Origin of the sequence: Pseudomonas sp. D3-10 (genome assembly GCF_051132175.1) — a bacterium.
Taxonomy (GTDB): Bacteria; Pseudomonadota; Gammaproteobacteria; order Pseudomonadales; family Pseudomonadaceae; genus Aquipseudomonas.
The window spans coordinates 1,157,213-1,180,466 of the sequence record NZ_CP071668.1; the positions used below are offsets into that span (position 1 = coordinate 1,157,213).

The window sequence follows — 23,254 nt, forward strand, 5'->3', positions numbered from 1 at the left end:
ATGACATCTCATACTTTCAAACCCGACATGCCACCGCCGAGCAGCAGTATCGGCGTGGTGGCATGGATGCGCGCCAACATGTTCTCCAGCTGGCTCAACACGCTGTTGACGTTGTTTGCGTTCTACCTGATCTACCTGATCATTCCGCCGATCCTGCAATGGGCGATCCTGGATGCCAACTGGGTCGGCACCACCCAGGCCGACTGCACCAAGGAAGGCGCTTGCTGGGTGTTCATCCAGCAGCGTTTCGGCCAGTTCATGTACGGCTATTACCCGACGGGCCTGCGCTGGCGCGTGGACCTGACCGTGTGGCTGGCCGTGATCGGCGTGGCGCCACTGTTCATCTCGCGCTTCCCGCGCAAGGCGATCTACGGCCTGAGCTTCCTCGTGCTGTACCCGATCATCGCCTGGTGCCTGTTGCACGGCGGCGTGCTGGGCCTGGATACCGTGGCGACCAGCCAGTGGGGCGGCCTGATGCTGACTCTGGTGATTGCCACCGTCGGCATCGCCGGAGCCTTGCCGCTGGGTATCGTCCTTGCGCTTGGCCGTCGCTCCAACCTGCCGGCGATCCGCGTGGTCTGCGTGACGTTCATCGAGTTCTGGCGCGGCGTGCCGTTGATCACAGTGCTGTTCATGTCCTCGGTCATGCTGCCGTTGTTCCTGCCTGAAGGCATGAACTTCGACAAGCTGCTGCGGGCGCTGATCGGCGTGATCCTGTTCCAGTCGGCCTACGTGGCCGAAGTGGTTCGCGGTGGCCTGCAAGCGATTCCCAAGGGTCAGTACGAAGCGGCTGCGGCGATGGGCCTGGGGTACTGGCGCAGCATGGGCCTGGTGATTCTGCCGCAAGCCCTGAAAATGGTGATCCCGGGGATCGTCAACACGTTTATCGCGTTGTTCAAGGACACGAGCCTGGTGATCATCATCGGCCTGTTCGACCTGCTCAACAGCGTGAAACAAGCTGCCGCCGACCCGAAATGGCTGGGCATGGCCACTGAAGGCTATGTGTTCGCCGCCCTGGTGTTCTGGATTTTCTGTTTTGGTATGTCCCGCTATTCCATGCATTTGGAACGCAAGCTGGACACTGGCCACAAGCGTTAGGAGTTGACTCATGAGTGAAGCGATCAAACAGCCTGTGAGCCCTGAAGGCATTATTCAGATGCAGGGCGTGAACAAGTGGTACGGCCAGTTCCACGTGTTGAAAGATATCAACCTGAACGTCAAGCAGGGCGAGCGCATCGTGCTGTGCGGCCCGTCGGGTTCCGGCAAGTCCACGACTATCCGCTGCCTCAACCGCCTGGAAGAGCACCAGCAGGGTCGCATCGTGGTCGACGGCGTCGAGCTGACCAACGACCTCAAGCAGATCGAAGCGATCCGCCGTGAAGTCGGCATGGTGTTCCAGCACTTCAACCTGTTCCCGCACCTGACCATCCTGCAGAACTGCACCCTGGCGCCGATGTGGGTGCGCAAGATGCCCAAGCGCAAGGCCGAGGAAATCGCCATGCATTACCTGGAACGCGTTCGCATTCCAGAGCAGGCGCACAAATACCCGGGTCAGCTCTCCGGTGGTCAGCAACAGCGCGTGGCGATCGCCCGCGCCCTATGCATGAAGCCGAAGATCATGTTGTTCGACGAGCCGACTTCGGCCCTCGACCCGGAAATGGTGAAAGAGGTTCTGGACACCATGATCGGCCTGGCCGAAGACGGCATGACCATGCTCTGCGTAACCCACGAAATGGGCTTCGCCCGTACCGTGGCGAACCGTGTGATCTTCATGGACAAGGGTGAAATCGTCGAACAGGCCGCGCCGAACGACTTCTTCGACAACCCGCAGAACGACCGCACCAAGCTGTTCCTGAGCCAGATCCTGCATTGATCTGATTAGGCGGCGAAATAGACCCGGACTTGTCCGGGTTTATTTTTGTCCGCAGGTCAGAGATCCGCCGTGTCGCGTTCCCCATGGCGACTCGACAGCAGTCGCTGCAAATCGGCTCCGTCACTCAGCGCAACGACCTCAGCCATCAGATGCGGATGGCGATCAAGCAGCCGCATCAGCACGAACAGCGATTGAGCCGGGGCGACTTCGCCGCGCTCATAGCGGGAGAAGGCGTTGTGTCCGCCTCCCGACAACAGCTTCACTGCGTCTTTTTGCGTGAGGTGCAGTTTGCGCCGGATGCGTTTGATTTCCGCACCTATGGCCAGCGCATAATCTTCGAGCAACAGGTCGCTGGCCTTGGAGTAACGCTCGGCACTGTCAGTGTCGTGATCGAATTCGATTTCCCCGCAGATCCGGCATTCCCATCCGGCGATGTCGGATACTTGCCGGGTAACCTGCTTATAGTCGACCGCAAATGTGCGGCCTTGGAAGTGATGCATCGCTTCGAGAGTGCCGCAGCTGACGCATTGCTGGGTTTTCATTGGTTTTTCTCCTTGAAGGAGATCACCGGATGCCCACCGCCGGGGCGATAGGACACTTTGATGTAGATCTCCCGATCCTGAAATGTTGTGTGATAGACGTCTTGCCAGATTCGGTGATCGGCGTAGGTCGTCATTGATTTGTGCAACATTCTGTATTCGAGCAATTGAACGATTCGCAGCATTTGGGGAAGACTCAGCGACATCCTTCTGCCGCCCTCCCGCGCACTTAGCGTGAAGGCCTTGCTTCCCAACCTGCGAGTCTCGACCTTGACCACCGCCAGGTCGTAATGGGGTGTGCTCTTTTCCATAAGAAGTCATTTGCCCTGTTTCTGAAATTACCCATATTGGGTAATTATGTCCAATCGAAATTTCAGGATCTTTTACCTCCAATAAAACGTAGGCGGTTGCTGTCCTACACGAAGCTGACTAACATGTCAGAAAATTCATCCCATGATTGGATGAAAAGGCGAAGCCCATGTCCGACATTTCTCCATTGATAAAGCGCTCGTTGGTCGATCAGGCCCTGGAGCAATTGCGCCAACGCATCAGCGACGGCGTGTGGGCCGTCGGCCAGCGCCTGCCCACCGAGCCGGAGCTGGTTGCCGAGTTGGGCATCAGCCGCAACACCGTGCGCGAAGCCATGCGCGTGCTGGCGTTTTCCGGGTTGATCGAAATCCGTCAGGGCGACGGCAGCTATGTGCGGGCGGTGGTCGATCCGCTGGACACGCTCAAGGCGTTGTCGCGCTGCTCACTGGAGCAGGCGCGAGAAACCCGGCACATCCTGGAAGTGGAGGCCATTGGCCTGGCGGCGCTGCGGCGCACCGAGGCGGATTTGGCTGCTTTGCGCCAAGCGTTGAAAACCAGCGGAGAGCATTACCACGGCGACCTGGAGCACTACATCGCCTGCGACCTGATTTTCCATCGGCTTCTGGTGGATGCCGCGCATAACCCGGCCCTCAGCGAGCTCTATCGTTATTTTTCCAGCGTGATCGGCGCGCAGTTGCGCCAGAGCCTCAACGTCATTCCTCGCCATCAACACGTGTTTGACCTGCATGTCGAAATCCTCGACGCCGTCGAACGACAGGAGCCGGAGCGGGCCAAGGCCCTTTGCCGGCAGTTGATCAATGAACCCTGAACCAGAGCTTTCCATGTCCCGCGACCCGCTTGACCACGCCACCGCGACGACGCACAAACGTGCCGCCGAACTCGAAGAACTGCTGATCGACGCCGAAGCCGACGATGAGCAAGCCCAGCAGAACCATCCATTGGTGCGCCGGCCCTGGCTGTTGTTGCTCGGGCTGATTCTGGTGGCGCTGAACCTGCGTCCGGCTCTGTCGAGCATGGCGCCGCTGCTCAGTGATGTATCAAAAAGCCTTGGACTGTCGGCTGCCCAAGCGGGCCTGCTGACTACGCTGCCCGTGCTTTGCCTGGGGTTGTTTGCACCGCTGGCTCCGGTTCTGGCTCGGCGTTTTGGCGCAGAGCGCGTCGTGTTGGGGATTTTGCTCACGTTGGCTGGCGGGATCATTCTGCGCAGTTCGTTCGGCCAGTTCGGGCTGTTCGCCGGTAGCATCCTGGCAGGTGCCAGCATTGGCGTGATCGGCGTGCTGCTGCCGGGCATCGTCAAGCGCGACTTCGCCAAACAGGCTGGGGCCATGACCGGTGTCTACACCATGGCGCTGTGCCTGGGCGCCGCGATGGCGGCCGGGGCTACGGTGCCTTTGAGCGAACGAATGGGCGATAGCTGGTCGCTTGGCCTGGGTTTCTGGATGCTGCCTGCACTATTGGCCGCGGTGTTCTGGTTACCGCAAGTGGGGTACAAGCACGGCGCTCACAACGTGGCCTATCGTGTCCGCGGTCTGCTGCGTGATCCATTGGCCTGGCAGGTGACGTTGTACATGGGGTTGCAGTCTTCCCTGGCCTACATCGTATTCGGTTGGCTGCCGTCGATTCTCATCGGCCGGGGCCTGACGCCTACCCAGGCCGGGCTGGTGCTGTCCGGTTCGGTGATCGTGCAATTGATCAGCTCGCTGGCGGCGCCATGGCTGGCAACGCGCGGCAAGGACCAACGGCTCGCCATCGTGATTGTGATGGTCATGGCCCTCGGCGGTCTGTTCGGTTGCCTCTATGCCCCTATCGAGGGCCTGTGGGGCTGGGCGATCTTGTTGGGGTTGGGGCAGGGCGCGACGTTCAGCCTGGCCCTTACCCTGATCGTATTGCGCTCGCGCGACGCCCACGTGGCCGCGAACCTTTCGAGCATGGCCCAGGGCTTTGGTTACACGCTGGCGTCCCTGGGGCCGTTCGCGGTGGGCGTGGTACATGACTGGACTGGCGGCTGGAGTGCTCTGGGCTGGATCTTCGGCGTGATTGGCCTGGGGGCGATCATCGCGGGAATTGGTGCCGGTCGGGCTCTGTACGTCGGCGTGGTCAGCGAAAGAGTCACCGAGCCTCATTGATATCATTTTCATGGCGAATGACGATGGTCTTCCCGGCGGCGGGGGATTATCGTGCAGGCCTGTCGAACCGTTTCCCGGAGCCTGTCCATGAGTGATGCCCATAACGCCCTGATCACCCGTTTCTACCAGGCCTTCCAACGCTTGGATGCCGAGGCCATGAGCACTTGTTATACCGATGACGTGGTGTTCAGCGATCCGGCGTTCGGCGAACTGCGCGGGCGCGATGCCGGTGACATGTGGCGCATGTTGACCACTCGGGCCAAGGATTTTTCCCTGACGTTCGACAACGTGCGCAGCGACGAGCGCAGCGGCGGCGCCCATTGGGTGGCAACGTACCTGTTCAGCCAGACCGGCAATATCGTGGTCAACGATATCCAGGCGCGCTTTGTGTTTCGCGATGACAAGATCTGCGAGCACCACGACAATTTCGATCTGTGGCGCTGGTCTCGCCAGGCTTTGGGCGCCAAGGGTCTCTTGCTGGGCTGGACGCCGCTGGTGCGCAACGCTGTCAGGGCGCAGGCCCTCAAGGGGCTGCGGGCGTTCCAGGCCAGTCGCTGATAAGATCGCGGCTTGTTTCCTACCTGCTTGTTGAACATCCGTGACGACCGCCAACGAATCTTCCGAGCTGTGCGTGCCCGAGGCGACCGAGCCGGGCAAGCCCTGGTTCGTCTACCTGGTGCGGGCCGCCAATGGCTCGTTGTACTGCGGCATCAGCGATGACCCGGTGCGGCGCTTCGCCAAGCATCAAAGCGGCAAAGGCGCGCGCTTTTTTCTTTCCAGCCCGGCCGTGGCGCTGGTGTACACCGAAGCCTGCCGCGACAAGGGCGAGGCCCTGCGCCAGGAACGGCTGATCAAGAAGCTCAGGAAGAGCGCCAAGGAATGCCTGGTAGCCAGCGCAACGGCTCTTGATCAACCGCGCTGATAGTCCTTCATCACGCCGGTAGGCTGTTGTTCCTTGGCGCGCTAAAGTGCGGGACTTCCTACCTGCATTGGCGAATCTCATGTCAGAGCTGATTCTTCACCATTACCCGACATCTCCTTTCGCGGAAAAAGCCCGCCTGCTGCTGGGTTATAAAGGCTTGGCCTGGCGCTCGGTGAACATCCCGCCGATGATGCCCAAGCCCGACCTGACCGCGCTCACCGGCGGCTACCGCAAAACACCGGTCCTGCAAATCGGCGCGGATATCTATTGCGACACCGCCTTGATGGCCCGTCGGTTGGAGCAGGAAAAAGCCTCGCCGGCGCTGTTCCCTGAAGGTCGTGAAATGATCGCGGCGTCCTTTGCGGCGTGGGCCGATTCGGTGGTGTTCCAGCATGCGGTGAGTCTGGTGTTTCAGCCGGAGTCGGTGGCGGTGCGTTTTGCCAAGTTGCCGCCTGAAGCGATCAAGGCGTTCATCAGCGACCGCGCTGGCCTGTTCAGTGGCGGCACGGCCACGCGCTTGTCCGCCGAGCAGGCCAAGCACCAATGGCCGACGATCATGGCGCGGCTTGAGCAGCAGTTGCAGCGCGAAGAGGGGGATTTCCTGCTGGGTGATCCTTCGATTGCCGACTTTGCCATGGCTCATCCGCTGTGGTTCCTCAAGGGCACTCCGGTGACCTCGCCGCTGGTGGACGTATATCCGGCTGTTTCGGCATGGCTCGCTCGAGTGCTGGGTTTCGGCCACGGCGCGTCGAGCCAGATGAGTGCCGAAGAAGCCTTGGGGGTTGCCCGCAACGCGACACCGGCTGCGCTGCCGGATGAGTCGTTCGAAGAGCCTGACGGGTTCACGGCAGGGCAGCAGGTAACCATCGCCGCGACGGACTATGGTGTCGATCCGGTGGCTGGGGAGTTGCTGTTTGCCGGTCGCGAGGAATTGATTTTGCGTCGCGAAGATGAGCGTGGCGGGGTGGTGCATGTGCACTTTCCGCGGTTTGGATTTCGGGTCGAGACCCGATGAACAACGAATGATCTTGTGGGAGCGAGCTTGCTCGCGATGGGCCAGGGCAATCAATATTGATGTTGAATGTCAGTCCGCTATCGCGAGCAAGCTCGCTCCCACAGGGGGGGCAGAGGATCTGCGTTTGCCGCTAATCACTGTGTAGGAGCGAGCTTGCTCGCGATGAGGCCCTTAAGCCTATATCGCGGGCACTTCTTCAGCACCCTGTCTGCATCAATTACGACGCTTGAGCTGATCAGTCAACGAAGTCGGCAGCCCCTTGATGATCAACGTCCCAGCCTCTTCGTCATACTCAATCTTCGAGCCCAGCAAGTGCGCTTCGAAGCTGATGGACAAGCCTTCGGCGCGGCCGGTGAAGCGGCGGAACTGGTTGAGGGTGCGTTTATCCGCCGGGATCTCCGGCGACAGGCCGTAGTCTTTGTTGCGGATGTGGTCGTAGAAGGCTTTCGGGCGCTCTTCATCGATCAGTTCGGACAGTTCTTCCAGCCCCATCGGCTCGCCGAGCTTGGCCTGGCTGCTGGCATAGTCCACCAGGGTCTTGGTCTTTTCCCGGGCATCGTCTTCCGGCAGGTCTTCGCTTTCGACGAAGTCACTGAAGGCCTTGAGCAGGGTACGGGTCTCGCCGGGGCCGTCGACGCCCTCCTGGCAGCCGATGAAGTCGCGGAAGTACTCCGAGACTTTCTTGCCATTCTTGCCCTTGATGAACGAGATGTACTGTTTGGATTGCTTGTTGTTCTGCCATTCCGACACGTTGATCCGCGCCGCCAGGTGCAACTGGCCCAGGTCCAGGTGGCGGGACGGGGTCACGTCCAGCTCGTCGGTGACTGCCACGCCTTCGCTGTGGTGCAGCAGGGCGATGGCCAGGTAATCGGTCATGCCCTGTTGGTAGTGGGCAAACAGCACGTGGCCGCCTACCGACAGGTTGGACTCTTCCATCAGTTTTTGCAGGTGTTCCACCGCCACACGACTGAAGGCGGTGAAGTCCTTACCGCCGTCCAGGTACTCCTTCAGCCAGCCGCTGAACGGATGCGCGCCGGACTCGGCATGGAAAAATCCCCAGGCCTTGCCTTGCTTGGCGTTATAGCTCTCGTTGAGATCGGCGAGCATGTTCTCGATGGCCGTGGATTCGGCGAGTTCAGAGTCGCGGGCATGAAGCACAGCAGGCGTGCCGTCGGGTTTTTTGTCGATCAGGTGGACGATGCAATGACGGATCGGCATGGATTTCTCGGCTGGTGAAAGAGAGGAGGGCGCGCTCCCCGAAAAAGGGCTCAGTGTACCGCAATCACTGGTTTTGCAACGCGTCGAAGGCCCTTTCAGACCCTTCCGACACCCTGCGAGCATTTTTTTACCGATTTAGCGCAATAAAGCTGACCAAATGGGTAGGTAGAGGCGGATATTTCACAGGCGTTGTGCTAGTTTTGCCCGGTCTTACGCGATGTCACTGCGTTAAGCGTGCATTCAGCATTTGTCAGGTCGAACCAAACCCGGATTTCGGCATCTATTACCCCGATCCGTCGTGGTGATGACCGAGGGCGGCTGATCAGACAGATCGGGCTCGATGGCTGACACTGCACTCTGCAATCCATATGAATTTGATAGGGAAGGAACACTACATGGCTCTTACTAAAGACCAACTGATCGCTGATTTGGCTGAATCTGTAGACGCACCTAAAGCTACCGTGCGTGCTCTGCTGGACCAACTGGGCCAAGTCGTTGCCGATCAGCTGGAAAACGGCGGCGAACTGACCTTGCCAGGCGTTGGCAAGCTGAAAGTCACCGAGCGTCCTGCCCGTACCGGTCGCAACCCTTCGACTGGCGCAGCCATCGAAATCCCGGCCAAGAAAGTGATCAAGCTGGTTGTGGCCAAAGGCCTGACCGACGCGGTCAACAAGTAAGACCGCCCGATAAAAGCCGTGCCGCGGAGCGATCCGGGCACGGTTTTTTATTGCCTTGGAAAAACCAGTGAGACGGCAATGCTGTCATAGTAAACCCGTGGCGAGGGAGCTTGCTCCCGCTGGGCTGCGCAGCAGCCCCAACTGCGAGTACTTTGTATTGGGTGGCTTCACTCAGCCCTTGCGAACCCAACGCGACTGGCGCCAAGCCTGTTGCTGTGCCTCGGTCTGGAAGGTCCAGGCCACGAAGCGGCTCTGTTTTTGTCCCTGGGACATTTCCACCACCTGACTATGCAAGGCCCCCGCCTTTTTCAGCGCTGTCTCGATGGCCGGCAGGTTCGACGCCTTCGATACCAGGGTGCTGAACCACAACACTTGGCCCGCCACCTGTGCGCTTTCGCTGATCAGTTGCGTGACAAACCGCGCCTCGCCGCCCTCGCACCACAACTCCGCCGCCTGGCCGCCGAAGTTCAGCACCGGTAACTTGCGCTTCGGATCCGCTTTGCCCAGCGCGCGCCATTTGCGCTGGCTGCCCTTGGTCGCTTCTTCCAGGGAGGCGTGGAACGGTGGGTTGCACATCGTCAGGTCGAAGCGTTCAGAGCTTTCCAGAAGGCCCAGCAGAATCTGCTTGCGGTTGGTTTGCTGGCGCAACTGGATGGCCTTGTTCAGATCGTTGGACAGCACGATGGCCCGGGCGGCCGCCACGGCTGTCGGGTCGATTTCCGAGCCGAGGAAGTGCCAACGGTATTCGCTGTTGCCGATCAGCGGATAAACGCAATTGGCGCCCATGCCGATGTCCAGCACATTGACGATTGCGCCACGCGGCACCTTGCCGTCGTTCATGCTCGCCAGCAGGTCAGCGAGAAAGTGTACGTAATCGGCGCGGCCTGGAACCGGAGGGCAGAGGTAATCCGCCGGGATGTCCCAATGCTGGATCCCATAGAACGCCTTGAGCAGCGCCCGGTTGAACACCCGCACGGCGTCGGGGTTGGCGAAGTCGATGCTTTCCTTGCCGTACGGGTTGGTGATCACGTACTTCGCCAGTTCGGGCGAGGTCTTGATCAGCGCCGGGAAGTCGTAACGACCCTGATGACGATTGCGTGGGTGCAGGCCGGCCTTCTCGCGCGGCTCGACGGCTTTGCTTGAGGACGCGGCGTCAGGCTTCTTGCGCGCAGGTTTGGAAGTGCGGGGGGCGTTCATGGGCGTGGCCGATTCGGGTATGGCTGAAAATGGCGACTATTGTCCCACATCTACCCTCGGTCCAACTTGCAATGTTCCTTCTCCGTGATTTTTATACGTAATGGATCTAAAAAACTGTTAGTTATTACAGTGGTGGACCCCGCGGCCTCCGAGTGTACTGAAGGGGCTGGGTTCAAGGGGCACGTCGTCTCGACTGCAAGAACTCGGCTTATCAAAAACCGATCGTTATTTTGCAGATTCAGGGAGAACACTTATGGACCAATCTCGCTCTATTACCTTTCCCGGTACCGACCCTACCGGGATTATTTCATGCAGATCGAATCCGATGGAGGGCATCAGTTTCAGGATCGACCTGACGGGAGTACAAGTCGGTGCGGTCGTCCTATTTTCATGGCAAGGATTCCGTGATCAAGCGCTAACGGATCCTATACGAGGAACGCGGACCGTAGGCGAATATGTTGTTGAACAAAGTGATATCGATAAACGATTTTTGGAGGGAAAAATCGGAGAGTATTTTAAACACATCAAACCGATTCGATACGGTTGGGGAAAAGCCTCTTACACGATTGAAGTGATGGCCAAAGTTGAAGTTAATTTGCTCAATAGTTCCGGTCAAACCTGTGATGAGGTAAAGGAGAAATAAAAAAGGAGGCCCTCGCGGCCTCCCTTTCTAACTGCGATCTGCCGTTACAGACTGGCAATCCGCGCATGCTGCTCAGCCAGCTTGCCCAGGGCCAGCTCAGCCTCGGCCAACTTGGCCCGTTCCTTCTCGATGACTTCGGCCGGCGCCTTGTCGACAAAGCCGGCGTTCGACAGCTTGCCGCCAACGCGCTGGACTTCACCCTTCAGGCGCAGGATTTCCTTGTCCAGGCGCGCCAGTTCGGCCGCCTTGTCGATCAGGCCTGCCATCGGCACCAGCACTTCCATCTCGCCGACCAATGCGGTGGCCGACAGCGGCGCCTCTTCGCCGGCAGCCAGCACGGTCACCGATTCAAGCTTCGCCAGCTTCTTGAGCAGCGCTTCGTTCTCATTGAGGCGGCGCAGGTCTTCGGCGCTGGCGTTTTTGAGGAACAGGGTCAGCGGCTTGCCCGGGCCGATGTTCATTTCGGCGCGGATGTTGCGCAGGCCGAGCATGAAGGTCTTCAGCCACTCGATGTCGTCTTCGGCCGCCGGATCGATGCGGCTCTCGTTGGCCACCGGCCACGGTTGCAGCATGATCGTCTTGCCCTGCGCACCAGCCAGCGGCGCGACGCGCTGCCAGATTTCCTCGGTGATGAACGGCATGAACGGATGCGCCAGGCGCAAGGCCACTTCCAATACCCGAACCAAGGTGCGACGGGTGCCGCGCTGGCGCTCGACCGGAGCGTTTTCGTCCCACAAAACCGGCTTGGACAGTTCCAGGTACCAGTCGCAATACTGGTTCCAGATGAACTCGTACAGCGCTTGCGCCGCCAGGTCGAAACGGAACTGGTCGAGCTGGCGGGTTACTTCGGCTTCGGTGCGTTGCAGCTGGGAAATGATCCAGCGATCCGCCAGGGTCAGCTCGTAGGCTTCGCCGTTCTGGCCGCAATCTTCGCCTTTATCCAACACGTAACGCGCGGCGTTCCAGATCTTGTTGCAGAAGTTGCGATAGCCTTCGACGCGGCCCATGTCGAACTTGATGTCGCGACCGGTGGATGCCAGCGAACAGAAAGTGAAACGCAGGGCATCGGTGCCGTAGCTGGCGATGCCGTCCGCGAACTCTTCGCGGGTGGCTTTCTCGATCTTCTTCGCCAGTTTTGGCTGCATCAGGCCGGAGGTGCGTTTCTGCACCAGGGTTTCCAGGTCGATGCCGTCGATGATGTCCAGCGGATCCAGGACGTTGCCCTTGGACTTGGACATCTTCTGGCCCTGGCCGTCGCGCACCAGGCCATGGACATAAACGGTCTTGAACGGCACCTGCGGGGTACCGTCTTCGTTTTTCATCAAGTGCATGGTCATCATGATCATCCGGGCGACCCAGAAGAAAATGATGTCGAAGCCGGTGACCAGCACGTCGGTGGAGTGGAATTTCTTCAGGAATTCGGTCTGCTGCGGCCAGCCTAGGGTGGAGAAGGTCCACAGGCCGGAGCTGAACCAGGTATCGAGAACGTCGTTGTCCTGTTGCAGGGCAACGTCCGGGCCGAGGTTGTGCTTGGCGCGGACTTCGGCTTCATCACGGCCAACGTAGACCTTGCCCGACTCGTCGTACCAGGCCGGGATGCGATGCCCCCACCACAGCTGACGGCTGATGCACCAATCCTGAATGTCGCGCATCCACGAGAAGTACATGTTTTCGTATTGCTTGGGCACGAACTGGATGCGGCCGTCTTCCACGGCGGCAATCGCCGGCTCGGCCAACGGCTTGGTGGACACGTACCATTGATCGGTCAGCCACGGCTCGATGATGGTGCCGGAACGGTCGCCTTTCGGGACTTTCAGGGCGTGATCATCGACGCTCACCAGCAGGCCGGCGGCTTCGAAGGCCGCGACGATCTGCTTGCGTGCCTCGAAGCGCTCCAGGCCGGCGAATTCGGCCGGAATCTGGCCGTCGACGTTCTCGTTCAGCGTGCCATCGAGGTTGAATACCTGGGCTGCTGGCAAGACATTGGCGTTCTTGTCGAAGATGTTCAGCAGCGGCAGGTTGTGGCGCTTGCCGACTTCGTAGTCGTTGAAATCGTGGGCCGGGGTGATTTTCACGCAACCGGTGCCGAATTCAGGGTCGCAATAATCGTCGCCGATGATCGGAATACGACGGCCCACCAACGGCAGCTCGACAAACTTGCCGATCAATGCCTGATAGCGCTCGTCGTTCGGGTTCACCGCCACGGCGGCGTCGCCGAGCATGGTTTCCGGACGGGTAGTGGCAACGATCAGGTAATCCTTGCCTTCGGCGGTTTTCGCGCCGTCGGCCAGCGGGTACTTCAGGTTCCACAGGAAACCCTTCTCGTCGTGGTTCTCCACTTCGAGGTCGGAAATCGCCGTGTGCAGCTTGGTGTCCCAGTTGACCAAGCGCTTGCCGCGGTAAATCAGACCGTCTTCATGCAGGCGCACGAAGGCTTCCTTCACCGCTTCCGAGAGGCCGTCGTCCATGGTGAAGCGCTCGCGGCTCCAGTCCACGGACGAACCGAGGCGGCGGATCTGGCGGGTGATGTTGCCGCCGGACTCCTCTTTCCATTCCCAGACTTTCTCCAGGAATTTTTCGCGACCCAGGTCATGACGATTCTGGCCCTGGGCTTCGAGGCGGCGCTCCACCAACATCTGGGTGGCGATACCGGCGTGGTCGGTGCCAGGTTGCCACAACGTATTACGACCTTGCATGCGACGGAAACGGATCAGGGCGTCCATGATCGCGTTGTTGAAACCGTGGCCCATGTGCAGGCTGCCGGTGACATTCGGCGGCGGGATCATGATGGTGTAGGAATCGCCCGCGCCTTGCGGAGCGAAATAATTCTCGGACTCCCAGGTGTTGTACCAGGAAGTTTCAATGGCGTGCGGCTGGTAGGTCTTATCCATGCGCGGCGGGACCCTATAGGCATTTATTCAGGAAAAGCCGGGAAGTATAGCGGGCAGGGCTGGTGCAAGCCACAAGCTGCGATGAATGCGGAGACAGTTGACCCCTGTGGGCGCGAGCTTGCTCGCGATAAGGCCATCACATTCAACATGGATGGTGACTGACAGCCCGCTATCGCGAGCAGGCTCGCTCCCACAGGATGTTCACAATGAGGCGGAGGACGCTATTGGTACTGGCTCAACAACCGCTCCATCCGCGCATCCAACCGGCGCTTGATCTCGGTCTCGATATGCGGTGCGAAGTCGTCGATGACGTCTTGCATGATCAACTGCGCGGCGGCACGAAGTTCCCGGTCCAGGTGTAGCAGGGCGTCGGGGCCTTTCGGTTCTGCCTTGGTGGCTGGCTGGGGTTCAGGCTGGCCGTTGATCGGGTCGAACAGCAGCGGGATCTGTTCGTCATGCACCGGCTCGTGCTCCACCGTATCGGTCAGCAGCGGCGGTTGCAGGTTGTCATCGCCGAGCAGTTGGCGGATCGACTCGAGGTCATCCAGCAGTTGCGCGGGTTTTTGCGAAGGTTTTGGAGTATCCATCGTAGGCTCAGAGTCGCTGTAAACGGTGGTCTTGCAGAGGATAGCCCTGTTCACGGTAGAAACGGAAACTCTCCCGAGCGGCTTGCCGGATGGCCGGGTCTTCCACCACCACTTCCGCCACGCGGGCGAAGCGCTGGGCGAAGGCCGGCGCTTTCAGGTCGAGGTTGACCAGCAGGTCGTGGTGTTGCCCGCAGTCATTCCCAAGCCCGAGCACGATCAAGCCCTCGGGTTCGTTTTCGGCAGGGCCATGGGGCACGAAGCTCTCGCCCTTGAACGCCCACAAGCGCGCATCGAGGTCGTCACGCTGGGCGGCATCGCTGCAATGCACGTAGATGCGATGGCCCATGCGCCAGGCCTTTTCGGTGAGTTTGCAGGCGAAATCCAGCCGCGCCGAGGGATCGGCGCTGGGCAGGATATAGAAATCGACTTTGGTCATTGCGGTTCCTGGATCGCCGATGCGCCGCCCGAAGGCGACGTACCGGCGATCATCAGTGTCAGGCTTTGGCGCGGTCCAGGAGGTACTGGGTCAACAGGGGGACCGGACGGCCGGTGGCGCCCTTGTCCTTGCCGCCGCTGGTCCAGGCCGTGCCGGCGATGTCCAGGTGCGCCCAATTCAAGTTCTTGGTGAAGCGCGACAGGAAGCACGCCGCCGTGATGGTCCCGGCTTTCGGGCCGCCGATGTTGGCGATGTCGGCGAATGGGCTGTCCAGCTGTTCCTGGTACTCGTCGAACAACGGCAGTTGCCAGGCGCGGTCGTCGGCTTGCTGGCCGGCGCTCAGCAATTGGGCGATCAGCTCGTCATTGTTGCCCAGCAGGCCCGAGGTATGGGCGCCCAAGGCAACCACGCAGGCGCCGGTCAAAGTGGCGATGTCGATCACCGCTTGCGGCTTGAAGCGTTCGGAGTAGGTGAGGGCGTCGCACAGCACCAAGCGGCCTTCGGCGTCGGTGTTGAGGATTTCGACAGTCTGGCCGCTCATGGTGGTGACGATGTCGCCAGGGCGCGACGCCGTGCCGCTGGGCATGTTCTCGGCGCAGGCGAGGATGCACACCAGGTTGATCGGCAATTGCAGTTCGAGCACGGCGCGCAGGGTGCCGAACACGCTGGCGGCGCCGCCCATGTCATATTTCATTTCGTCCATGCCGGCGCCGGGCTTGAGGCTGATGCCGCCGGTGTCAAAGGTGATGCCCTTGCCGACCAGCGCGTACGGCTTCTCGGATTTCTTGCCACCGTTGTATTGCATGACGATCAGGCGCGGCGGCTGGGCGCTGCCCTGGCCGACGGCATAGAACGAGCCCATGCCCAGGTCCTTGATCTTCTTCTCGTCGAAGACCTCGACCTTGAGACCCTTGAATTCCTTGCCAAGCGCCTTGGCCTGTTCGCCCATGAAAGTCGGGTGGCAGATGTTCGGCGGCAGGTTTCCCAGGTCACGGGTGAAAGCCATGCCGTTGGCAATGGCGGTGGCATGGGTCACGGCGCGCTGGACTTCGGCCTGGGCGGCCTTGATGGTCAGCAGGGTGATTTTCTTCAGGGCGCGCGGTTCGGCTTTCTGGCTCTTGAAGCGGTCGAACTGGTACTCGCCGTCAATCAGGGTTTCGGCCAGCAGGCGATTCTTGCCGTAGCTGTCGCGGCCTTTGACTATCAGTTCGTCCAGCGCCAGTGCAGCGTCGCCGCCACCGAGGTTTTTCAGGGTGGCCAGCACGCCGGCGATGATCTTGCGCAACGGACGGTCGCCCAGTTCGGCGTCCTTGCCCACGCCCACCAGCAGCACACGGTCGGCCTTGAGGTTGGGCAGGTTGTGCAGCAACAGGCTCTGGCCGACCTTGCCGGCCAGGTCGCCGCGCTTGAGCACGGCGCTGATTGCACCGCCGCTCAGGGCGTCGAGCTGGCTGGCAACGACGCCGAGCTTGCGGTTTTCACCCACGGCAACCACCAGGGTGGCGGTCTTCAACGTTTCTGGGCTGACGCTTTTTACAACCAGTTCCATGTCCGGATCCTTGAGTCAATGGTCAAGAGGCCAGGCGCCACGACGACATTGGCGCGCTGAACAGCTGTCTTCTATAAAAAGAAGCGCCGGGCTTGCCGGCGACAAAGGCGGCAGTTTGAACCTCGGCGCCCGAGCCTGACAACCCTGGCAATCGTTAACTTTTTGGCCATGAAGCGTCTGCTTAAAGCGTGCGCAGTGACAGGCGCCTCCAATCACAGGATAATGCGGCTCTTTTTTCGGCGGCTCGCATTGTGGGCCGGCTCGATACGTTTGCTAGTTTGGCCGCCTTAGGGTTTGTATGAAAAGTCGCGCAGGCGCTTCTCGTACAAGGCCCAGCCTGACAATCCTGGAGTGTCTGGTTTGATCGTCTTCCGTTACCTATCCCGCGAAGTCCTGTTGACCCTGAGCGCCGTCAGCGCCGTGCTGCTGGTCATCATCATGAGCGGGCGCTTCATCAAATACCTCGCCCAGGCGGCCTCCGGTGCCTTGGACCCGGGCTCCCTGTTCCTGATCATGGGGTTCCGCCTGCCGGGCTTCCTGCAATTGATTCTGCCGCTGGGGCTGTTCCTCGGCATCCTGCTGGCCTATGGGCGCTTGTATCTGGACAGCGAAATGACCGTGCTGTCGGCCACCGGCATGAGCCAGCAACGGCTGTTCCGCATCACCTTGTTCCCGGCAACGCTCGTGGCGCTGGTGGTCGCGTGGCTGAGCCTGAGCCTGTCGCCGCAAGGGGCCAACCAGTTCCAGCTGTTGATCAACCAGCAGGACGCCATGACCGAATTCGACACCTTGGTACCGGGGCGCTTCCAGGCCCTGCGGGACGGGACGCGGGTCACTTATACCGAACAGCTCTCGGACGATCGCATCGACCTGGGCGGCGTCTTCATTACCCAGAAGAATGTGTCTTCGGACACCAAGAAGGATCGGGGCATTTCCGTGCTGGTGGCTGAAAAAGGTCGCCAGGAAATCAACCCCGACGGCAACCGCTACCTGATCCTTGAAAATGGCTATCGCTACGATGGCACGCCAGGCCAGGCCAACTACCGGGCGATCAAGTACGACACCTACGGCGTATTGCTACCCAAGCCGGAGGCCAGCGACGAAGTCACCGATCGTGACGCCATGTCCACGGCCAGCCTGCTGGGCAACGACGACATCCGCGCCCGCACCGAGCTGCAATGGCGCCTGTCGCTGCCGCTGCTGGTATTTATCGTGACGCTCATGGCGGTTCCGCTGTCGCGGGTCAATCCGCGCCAGGGCCGTTTCCTCAAGTTGTTGCCGGCGATTCTTTTGTATATGGCTTACCTGACCATCCTGATTTCCGCCCGCAGCGCCCTGGAGAAAGGCAAGATCCCGCCGACGCTGGGCCTGTGGTGGGTGCATTCGATATTCCTGGCCATTGGCCTGGGGCTGCTCTACTGGGAGCCCCTGCGCCTGAAGCTCGCAAGTCGTCGCAGCGCGCTGGAGGTGGCCCGTGGTTAAGCTCGATCGCTACATCGGCAGCAGCGTATTCATGGCGATCCTCGCCGTATTGGGGATCATTCTTGGCCTGGCGACCTTGTTCGCGTTCATTGATGAAATGGGCGATGTCAGCGATACCTATACGCTGCTGGACGTGGCGAGCTACGTATTGCTGACCGCGCCGCGCCGCTTGTACGACATGCTGCCGATGGCCGCATTGATCGGCTGCCTGATCGGCCTGGGCAGCCTGGCGAGCAACAGCGAACTGACCATCATGCGCGCCGCTGGCGTGTCCATCGGTCGGATCGTCTGGGCGGTGATGAAACCCATGCTGGTGCTGATGCTGGTAGGTGTGCTGATCGGCGAGTACGTCGCCCCGGCCACCGAGAATACCGCCCAGGCCAACCGCTCCCTGGCCCAGGGCGGCGGTGACGCGCAAAGCGCCAAGCACGGTCTGTGGCACCGCCAGGGCGAAGAGTTCATCCATATCAACTCGGTCCAACCCAACGGAACCTTGTATGGCGTGACCCGCTACCGTTTCGACGATCAGCGGCATATGTTGTCCTCCAGCTTCGCCAAGCGGGCCCAATTCGCCGACGATCACTGGCAACTGAGCGATGTCACCACCACGCTGTTCCATGACAAGCGCACCGAAGTCGTCACCGCACCGCAGGAGCGTTGGGACGTGGCGCTCAGCCCGCAGCTGCTCAGCACCGTGGTCATGGCGCCGGACTCGTTGTCTATCACCGGGTTGTGGGGGTACATCCATTACCTGGCGGACCAGGGCCTGAACAACGGTCGCTACTGGCTGGCTTTTTGGGTCAAGGTGTTGCAACCCCTGGTGACCGCTGCGCTGGTGTTGATGGCCATCTCCTTCATCTTCGGTCCGCTGCGCTCCGTGACCCTTGGCCAACGGGTATTCACCGGTGTGCTAGTGGGCTTTACTTTCCGCATTGCCCAGGATCTGCTCGGGCCATCGAGCCTGGTGTTCGGCTTCTCGCCATTGTTCGCGGTGCTGGTGCCGGCCGGCGTCTGCGCGTTGGCCGGGCTCTGGCTGTTGCGCCGGGCAGGTTGATTCAACGCTCGATGTGGCGAGCAAGCATCCTCGCCACACATGCTCATCGACAGGCGAGCGTGACGCTTGCGCGGTGTATCGGGTACAATTCCCGGCTATTTTTCGGCGGGCCATGCCTGCAGCCTTTTTGAGTGTTGATCCGTGAGTGATTTGAGTCATATCCGCAATTTCTCCATCATCGCCCACATTGACCATGGCAAGTCGACGCTGGCTGATCGCTTCATCCAGATGTGCGGCGGCCTGGCCGAGCGTGAAATGGAAGCCCAGGTCCTGGACTCCATGGACCTCGAGCGTGAACGCGGGATCACCATCAAGGCCCACAGCGTTACCCTTTACTACAAGGCTCGCGACGGCATTACCTACCAGCTCAACTTCATCGATACCCCGGGCCACGTCGACTTCACCTATGAAGTCAGCCGGTCGCTGGCGGCCTGTGAAGGTGCGTTGCTGGTGGTCGATGCCGGCCAGGGCGTCGAGGCCCAGTCGGTCGCCAACTGCTACACGGCCATCGAGCAGGGCCTGGAAGTCATGCCGGTGCTGAACAAGATCGACCTGCCCCAGGCCGATCCGGACCGCGTGAAGGAAGAAATCGAAAAAATCATCGGCATCGATGCCACCGACGCGGTCACGTGCAGCGCCAAGACCGGCCTGGGCGTGGATGAAGTGCTCGAGCGCCTCGTCACCACCATTCCCGCGCCGACCGGCAATATCGAAGATCCGCTGCAAGCGTTGATCATCGACTCCTGGTTCGACAACTACCTGGGCGTGGTTTCCCTGGTTCGCGTGCGCCATGGCCGCGTGAAGAAGGGCGACAAGATCCTGGTCAAGTCCACCGGCAAGATCCACCTGGTGGACAGCGTCGGTGTCTTCAACCCGAAACACACCGCTACCACCGACCTGAAGGCCGGTGAAGTGGGCTTCATCATCGCGGGCATCAAGGACATTCATGGGGCGCCGGTGGGCGATACCCTGACCTTGAGCTCCACCCCCGACGTCGATGTGCTGCCAGGCTTCAAACGCATCCAGCCACAGGTCTACGCCGGCCTGTTCCCGGTCAGTTCCGACGACTTCGAAGACTTCCGCGAAGCCCTGCAAAAGCTGACCCTGAACGACTCGTCCCTGCAGTACACCCCAGAAAGTTCCGACGCCCTGGGCTTCGGCTTCCGTTGCGGGTTCCTCGGCATGCTGCACATGGAAATCATCCAGGAGCGCCTGGAGCGCGAGTACGACCTGGACCTGATCACCACGGCGCCGACGGTAATCTTCGAGCTGCTGCTCAAGAACGGCGAGACTATCTACGTCGACAACCCGTCCAAGCTGCCGGACCTGTCGGCCATCGAAGACATGCGCGAGCCGATCGTGAGGGCCAACATCCTTGTGCCTCAGGAGCACCTGGGCAACGTCATTACCCTGTGCATCGAGAAGCGCGGCGTGCAGCACGACATGCTGTTCCTCGGCTCGCAGGTCCAGGTGACCTACGACCTGCCGATGAACGAAGTGGTGCTGGACTTCTTCGATCGCCTGAAATCCACCAGCCGCGGCTATGCTTCGCTGGACTATCATTTCGATCGTTACCAATCGGCTAATCTGGTGAAACTGGATGTGCTGATCAACGGCGAAAAAGTCGATGCCCTGGCATTGATCGTGCACCGCGACAACGCGCACTACAAAGGTCGTGCGTTGACCGAGAAGATGAAGGAACTGATTCCGCGGCAGATGTTCGATGTGGCAATCCAGGCCGCCATTGGCGGGCAGATTGTGGCGCGTACAACCGTCAAGGCACTCAGAAAGAACGTATTGGCCAAATGCTACGGCGGCGACGTCAGCCGTAAGCGCAAGCTGTTGGAAAAGCAGAAGGCCGGTAAAAAACGCATGAAGCAGGTCGGCAACGTGGAAATTCCACAGGAAGCCTTCCTCGCGGTGCTCAGGTTGGATAGTTAGGTCCTATGTCGCTAAATTTCCCGCTGTTGCTGGTTATCGCCGTGTTTGTCTGCGGCCTGTTGGCGTTGCTTGATCTGTTGTTCCTGGCGCCTCGGCGCCGGGCCGCCATTGCCTCTTATCAGGGCAGTGTCAGCCAGCCTGACGGCGTGGTCATTGAAAAGCTCAACAAGGAACCGCTGCTTGTCGAGTACGGCAAGTCGTTCTTCCCGGTGCTGTTCATCGTGCTGGTGCTGCGCTCGTTCCTGGTGGAGCCGTTCCAGATTCCGTCCGGTTCGATGAAGCCCACCCTGGATGTGGGCGACTTCATCCTGGTGAACAAGTTTTCCTATGGGATCCGGCTGCCAGTGATCGACAAGAAGGTCATCGAGATCGGCGACCCGCAACGCGGCGACGTGATGGTGTTCCGCTTCCCAAGCGACCCGAACGTCAACTACATCAAGCGTGTGGTGGGCCTGCCGGGCGACAAGATCCGCTATACGGCCGACAAACGCTTGTTCGTCAATGGCGAACTGGTTGCCGAGCAGTTGATCGGTTCCGAACCGGGCACGCTGGGCAGTGCCGAGCTCTACAAGGAAAAACTCGGCGAGGCAGAACACCAGATCCGCAAGGAAATGAGCCGCTACCGCGCCACGCCGGACCATTCATGGACCGTGCCGGCCGGGCACTATTTCATGATGGGCGACAACCGCGACAACTCCAACGACAGCCGTTACTGGGATGATCCGAACATACCCAAGGACATGTTGGGCATGGTCCCCGACCGCAATATCGTCGGCAAGGCCTTTGCGGTCTGGATGAGCTGGCCGGAACCCAAACTCAGCCACCTGCCGAACTTCTCGCGGGTAGGGTTGATCAAGTAATCACACACGGCGCTGTTGAACACAGCGCCGAATGCATTTCTGGAGCCTGCACAAGGCTGCCCGAAGGCATGAAGCCAACGATAGTCAGGACGTCATTTTTGAACACAGCGTTAATTGTCCCAAGCCAACGGCGCCTTGCCGCCGTGGCGGTGGAATCCAGCCACGAACTCAGCGTGGGTAAACCGTGAGCGTTTCTCTAAGCCGCCTCGAGCGTCAGCTCGGCTACACCTTCAAGGATCAGGAGCTGATGCTCCTGGCCCTCACTCACCGCAGTTTTGCCGGGCGCAACAACGAGCGCCTGGAATTCCTCGGCGATGCCATCCTCAATTTCGTCGCCGGCGAGGCGTTGTTCGAACGCTTTCCCCTGGCTCGCGAAGGCCAGTTGTCGCGTTTGCGCGCAAGGCTCGTGAAAGGTGAGACCCTGGCCGTATTGGCGCGGGGTTTCGACTTGGGCGAGTACCTGCGCCTGGGTTCCGGCGAACTGAAAAGCGGTGGTTTCCGCCGCGAATCGATCCTCGCCGACGCCCTGGAGGCATTGATTGGCGCGATCTACCTGGACTCGGGCATGGAAATGGCGCGCGAGCGCGTGCTGGCCTGGCTGACTTCCGAGATCGACAGCCTGACGCTGGTGGACACCAACAAGGACCCCAAGACCCGCTTGCAGGAATTTTTGCAATCGCGCAGTTGCGAACTGCCACGCTACGAAGTGGTGGATATCCAGGGGGAACCGCATTGCCGAACCTTTTTCGTCGAATGCGAAGTGGTCTTATTGAATGAAAAAAGCCGTGGCCAGGGCGTGAGCCGTCGTATCGCCGAACAGGTAGCGGCCGCCGCAGCACTGATCGCCTTGGGCGTGGAGAATGGCAATGACTGATACAACCGTCACCCGATGCGGCTATGTCGCCATTGTCGGTCGGCCGAACGTGGGCAAGTCCACGTTGCTGAACCACATCCTGGGCCAGAAGCTGGCGATCACCTCGCGCAAGCCTCAGACCACGCGCCACAACATGCTGGGCATCAAGACCGAAGGCGATGTGCAGGCGATCTACGTCGATACTCCGGGAATGCACAAGGGCGGTGAGAAGGCCCTGAACCGCTACATGAACAAGACTGCCTCGGCAGCGTTGAAAGACGTTGACGTGGTGATCTTCGTGGTCGACCGCACCAAGTGGACCGAAGAAGACCAGATGGTCCTCGAGCGCGTCCAATACGTGACCGGTCCCTTGATCGTGGCGCTGAACAAGACCGACCGCATCGAAGACAAGGCAGAGCTGATGCCGCACCTGACCTGGTTGCAGGAACAGTTGCCGAACGCGCAAATCATCCCGATTTCCGCCCAACACGGTCACAACCTCGACGCGCTGGAGCGGGTGATCGCCGAGCACCTGCCGGAAAACGATCATTTCTTTCCCGAAGACCAGATCACCGACCGCAGCAGCCGTTTCCTCGCCGCCGAGCTGGTGCGCGAGAAAATCATGCGCCAGATGGGCGCCGAGCTGCCGTACCAGATCACGGTGGAGATCGAGGAATTCAAGCAACAGGGCAAGACCCTGCACATCCATGCCTTGATTCTCGTCGAACGTGATGGCCAGAAGAAGATCATCATTGGCGACAAGGGCGAGCGCATCAAGCGCATCGGCACCGAGGCGCGCAAGGACATGGAGCTGCTGTTCGACTCCAAGATCATGCTCAACCTGTGGGTCAAGGTGAAAGGCGGCTGGTCCGATGACGAGCGCGCGTTGCGTTCGCTGGGTTACGGCGACCTGTAATCGTTAATGTGAGTACATGAATGCCACTGTGGGAGCGAGCCTCTGTGGCGAGGGAGCTTGCTCCCGCTGGGCCGCGAAGCAGCCCCCGGATCTGCGATCTCATCTAGCCAAACCCATCGTATGGCCTGGTTTCACGGCTGCTTCG

The 23,254-nt window shown here is 60.2% G+C and carries 23 protein-coding genes; 15 read left to right on the forward strand and 8 right to left on the reverse strand.

What is annotated here, in order from left to right; all coding sequences use genetic code 11:
- Positions 1–1,098 (forward strand): amino acid ABC transporter permease, encoded by a 1,098-nt coding sequence (locus J3P90_RS05020; protein WP_420765377.1) that lies wholly within the window; start codon positions 1–3, stop codon positions 1,096–1,098.
- Positions 1,099–1,108: 10 nt separating this feature from the next.
- Positions 1,109–1,873 (forward strand): amino acid ABC transporter ATP-binding protein, encoded by a 765-nt coding sequence (locus J3P90_RS05025; RefSeq protein WP_003178331.1) that lies wholly within the window; start codon positions 1,109–1,111, stop codon positions 1,871–1,873.
- Between the two features lie 56 nt (positions 1,874–1,929).
- Here J3P90_RS05025 and J3P90_RS05030 read toward each other — a convergent pair whose 3' ends face one another.
- Entirely contained in the window at positions 1,930–2,415 is a 486-nt protein-coding gene (locus tag J3P90_RS05030) for a type II toxin-antitoxin system MqsA family antitoxin (RefSeq protein WP_420765376.1), read from the reverse strand.
- On the reverse strand, positions 2,412–2,723 hold the full coding sequence (locus J3P90_RS05035) for a type II toxin-antitoxin system MqsR family toxin (RefSeq protein ID WP_420765375.1): 312 nt from the start codon (positions 2,721–2,723) through the stop codon (positions 2,412–2,414). The genes J3P90_RS05030 and J3P90_RS05035 overlap by 4 nt, the downstream gene beginning before the upstream one ends.
- A gap of 167 nt (positions 2,724–2,890) precedes the next feature.
- Between J3P90_RS05035 and J3P90_RS05040 the strand changes: the two genes are divergently transcribed.
- The 5 genes from J3P90_RS05040 (at position 2,891) to J3P90_RS05060 (ending at position 6,805) form a co-directional block, all read left to right on the forward strand.
- On the forward strand, positions 2,891–3,550 hold the full coding sequence (locus tag J3P90_RS05040) for a FadR/GntR family transcriptional regulator (protein WP_434648837.1): 660 nt from the start codon (positions 2,891–2,893) through the stop codon (positions 3,548–3,550).
- Positions 3,540–4,868, forward strand: a complete 1,329-nt coding sequence (locus tag J3P90_RS05045; protein WP_434675910.1) for a CynX/NimT family MFS transporter — start codon at positions 3,540–3,542, stop codon at positions 4,866–4,868. Before J3P90_RS05040 ends, J3P90_RS05045 begins: the two co-directional genes overlap by 11 nt.
- An 87-nt stretch (positions 4,869–4,955) precedes the next feature.
- A complete protein-coding gene (locus tag J3P90_RS05050; RefSeq protein ID WP_434675911.1) occupies positions 4,956–5,426 on the forward strand; it encodes a nuclear transport factor 2 family protein in 471 nt (156 codons plus the stop codon).
- A 40-nt stretch (positions 5,427–5,466) separates the two neighbouring features.
- The gene (locus J3P90_RS05055) at positions 5,467–5,790 is read left to right on the forward strand and encodes a GIY-YIG nuclease family protein (RefSeq protein ID WP_420765371.1); all 324 of its coding nucleotides are present in this window, start codon (positions 5,467–5,469) and stop codon (positions 5,788–5,790) included.
- A 79-nt stretch (positions 5,791–5,869) separates the two neighbouring features.
- Positions 5,870–6,805: a glutathione S-transferase family protein gene (locus tag J3P90_RS05060; RefSeq protein ID WP_434648833.1), complete on the forward strand. Its 936-nt coding sequence runs from the start codon at positions 5,870–5,872 to the stop codon at positions 6,803–6,805.
- A 213-nt stretch (positions 6,806–7,018) separates the two neighbouring features.
- On the opposite strand, the gene yejK is transcribed toward J3P90_RS05060, so the two are convergent.
- On the reverse strand, positions 7,019–8,023 hold the full coding sequence (gene yejK / locus J3P90_RS05065; RefSeq protein WP_030139623.1) for a nucleoid-associated protein YejK: 1,005 nt from the start codon (positions 8,021–8,023) through the stop codon (positions 7,019–7,021).
- A gap of 395 nt (positions 8,024–8,418) precedes the next feature.
- Between yejK and J3P90_RS05070 the strand changes: the two genes are divergently transcribed.
- A complete protein-coding gene (locus tag J3P90_RS05070) occupies positions 8,419–8,700 on the forward strand; it encodes an HU family DNA-binding protein (protein WP_030139622.1) in 282 nt (93 codons plus the stop codon).
- A 171-nt stretch (positions 8,701–8,871) separates the two neighbouring features.
- On the opposite strand, the gene rlmF is transcribed toward J3P90_RS05070, so the two are convergent.
- Positions 8,872–9,897 carry a 23S rRNA (adenine(1618)-N(6))-methyltransferase RlmF gene (gene rlmF, locus J3P90_RS05075; protein ID WP_434675912.1) on the reverse strand — a complete coding sequence of 342 codons (1,026 nt, stop codon included), beginning with the start codon at positions 9,895–9,897 and terminating at the stop codon, positions 8,872–8,874.
- Between the two features lie 253 nt (positions 9,898–10,150).
- On the opposite strand from rlmF, the gene J3P90_RS05080 reads away from it, so the two are divergent.
- Entirely contained in the window at positions 10,151–10,540 is a 390-nt protein-coding gene (locus tag J3P90_RS05080; RefSeq protein WP_434607583.1) for a hypothetical protein, read from the forward strand.
- Between the two features lie 44 nt (positions 10,541–10,584).
- Here the strand turns inward: J3P90_RS05080 and J3P90_RS05085 are convergent, their stop codons facing one another.
- From J3P90_RS05085 to J3P90_RS05100, 4 genes are all read right to left on the reverse strand, one after another.
- Positions 10,585–13,431: a valine--tRNA ligase gene (locus J3P90_RS05085; RefSeq protein WP_434675913.1), complete on the reverse strand. Its 2,847-nt coding sequence runs from the start codon at positions 13,429–13,431 to the stop codon at positions 10,585–10,587.
- A 221-nt stretch (positions 13,432–13,652) separates the two neighbouring features.
- Positions 13,653–14,018: a DNA polymerase III subunit chi gene (locus J3P90_RS05090; protein ID WP_420765366.1), complete on the reverse strand. Its 366-nt coding sequence runs from the start codon at positions 14,016–14,018 to the stop codon at positions 13,653–13,655.
- Between the two features lie 7 nt (positions 14,019–14,025).
- On the reverse strand, positions 14,026–14,454 hold the full coding sequence (locus J3P90_RS05095; protein WP_434675914.1) for a DNA polymerase III subunit chi: 429 nt from the start codon (positions 14,452–14,454) through the stop codon (positions 14,026–14,028).
- Between the two features lie 58 nt (positions 14,455–14,512).
- On the reverse strand, positions 14,513–16,003 hold the full coding sequence (locus J3P90_RS05100) for a leucyl aminopeptidase (protein ID WP_420765364.1): 1,491 nt from the start codon (positions 16,001–16,003) through the stop codon (positions 14,513–14,515).
- A gap of 360 nt (positions 16,004–16,363) precedes the next feature.
- On the opposite strand from J3P90_RS05100, the gene lptF reads away from it, so the two are divergent.
- The 6 genes from lptF (at position 16,364) to era (ending at position 23,109) form a co-directional block, all read left to right on the forward strand.
- Complete coding sequence (lptF, locus tag J3P90_RS05105) at positions 16,364–17,485, forward strand: LPS export ABC transporter permease LptF (protein WP_434560445.1); 1,122 nt, start codon at positions 16,364–16,366, stop codon at positions 17,483–17,485.
- On the forward strand, positions 17,478–18,539 hold the full coding sequence (gene lptG / locus J3P90_RS05110) for an LPS export ABC transporter permease LptG (protein WP_434648824.1): 1,062 nt from the start codon (positions 17,478–17,480) through the stop codon (positions 18,537–18,539). Before lptF ends, lptG begins: the two co-directional genes overlap by 8 nt.
- Before the next feature lie 141 nt (positions 18,540–18,680).
- Complete coding sequence (gene lepA, locus J3P90_RS05115) at positions 18,681–20,480, forward strand: translation elongation factor 4 (RefSeq protein ID WP_245142437.1); 1,800 nt, start codon at positions 18,681–18,683, stop codon at positions 20,478–20,480.
- 5 nt (positions 20,481–20,485) lie between these two features.
- A complete protein-coding gene (lepB, locus tag J3P90_RS05120; RefSeq protein ID WP_420765361.1) occupies positions 20,486–21,340 on the forward strand; it encodes a signal peptidase I in 855 nt (284 codons plus the stop codon).
- A 184-nt stretch (positions 21,341–21,524) separates the two neighbouring features.
- Entirely contained in the window at positions 21,525–22,214 is a 690-nt protein-coding gene (gene rnc, locus J3P90_RS05125; RefSeq protein WP_245142433.1) for a ribonuclease III, read from the forward strand.
- The gene (gene era / locus J3P90_RS05130; RefSeq protein ID WP_039591481.1) at positions 22,207–23,109 is read left to right on the forward strand and encodes a GTPase Era; all 903 of its coding nucleotides are present in this window, start codon (positions 22,207–22,209) and stop codon (positions 23,107–23,109) included. The genes rnc and era overlap by 8 nt, the downstream gene beginning before the upstream one ends.
- The last annotated feature ends 145 nt before the right edge of the window (positions 23,110–23,254 follow it).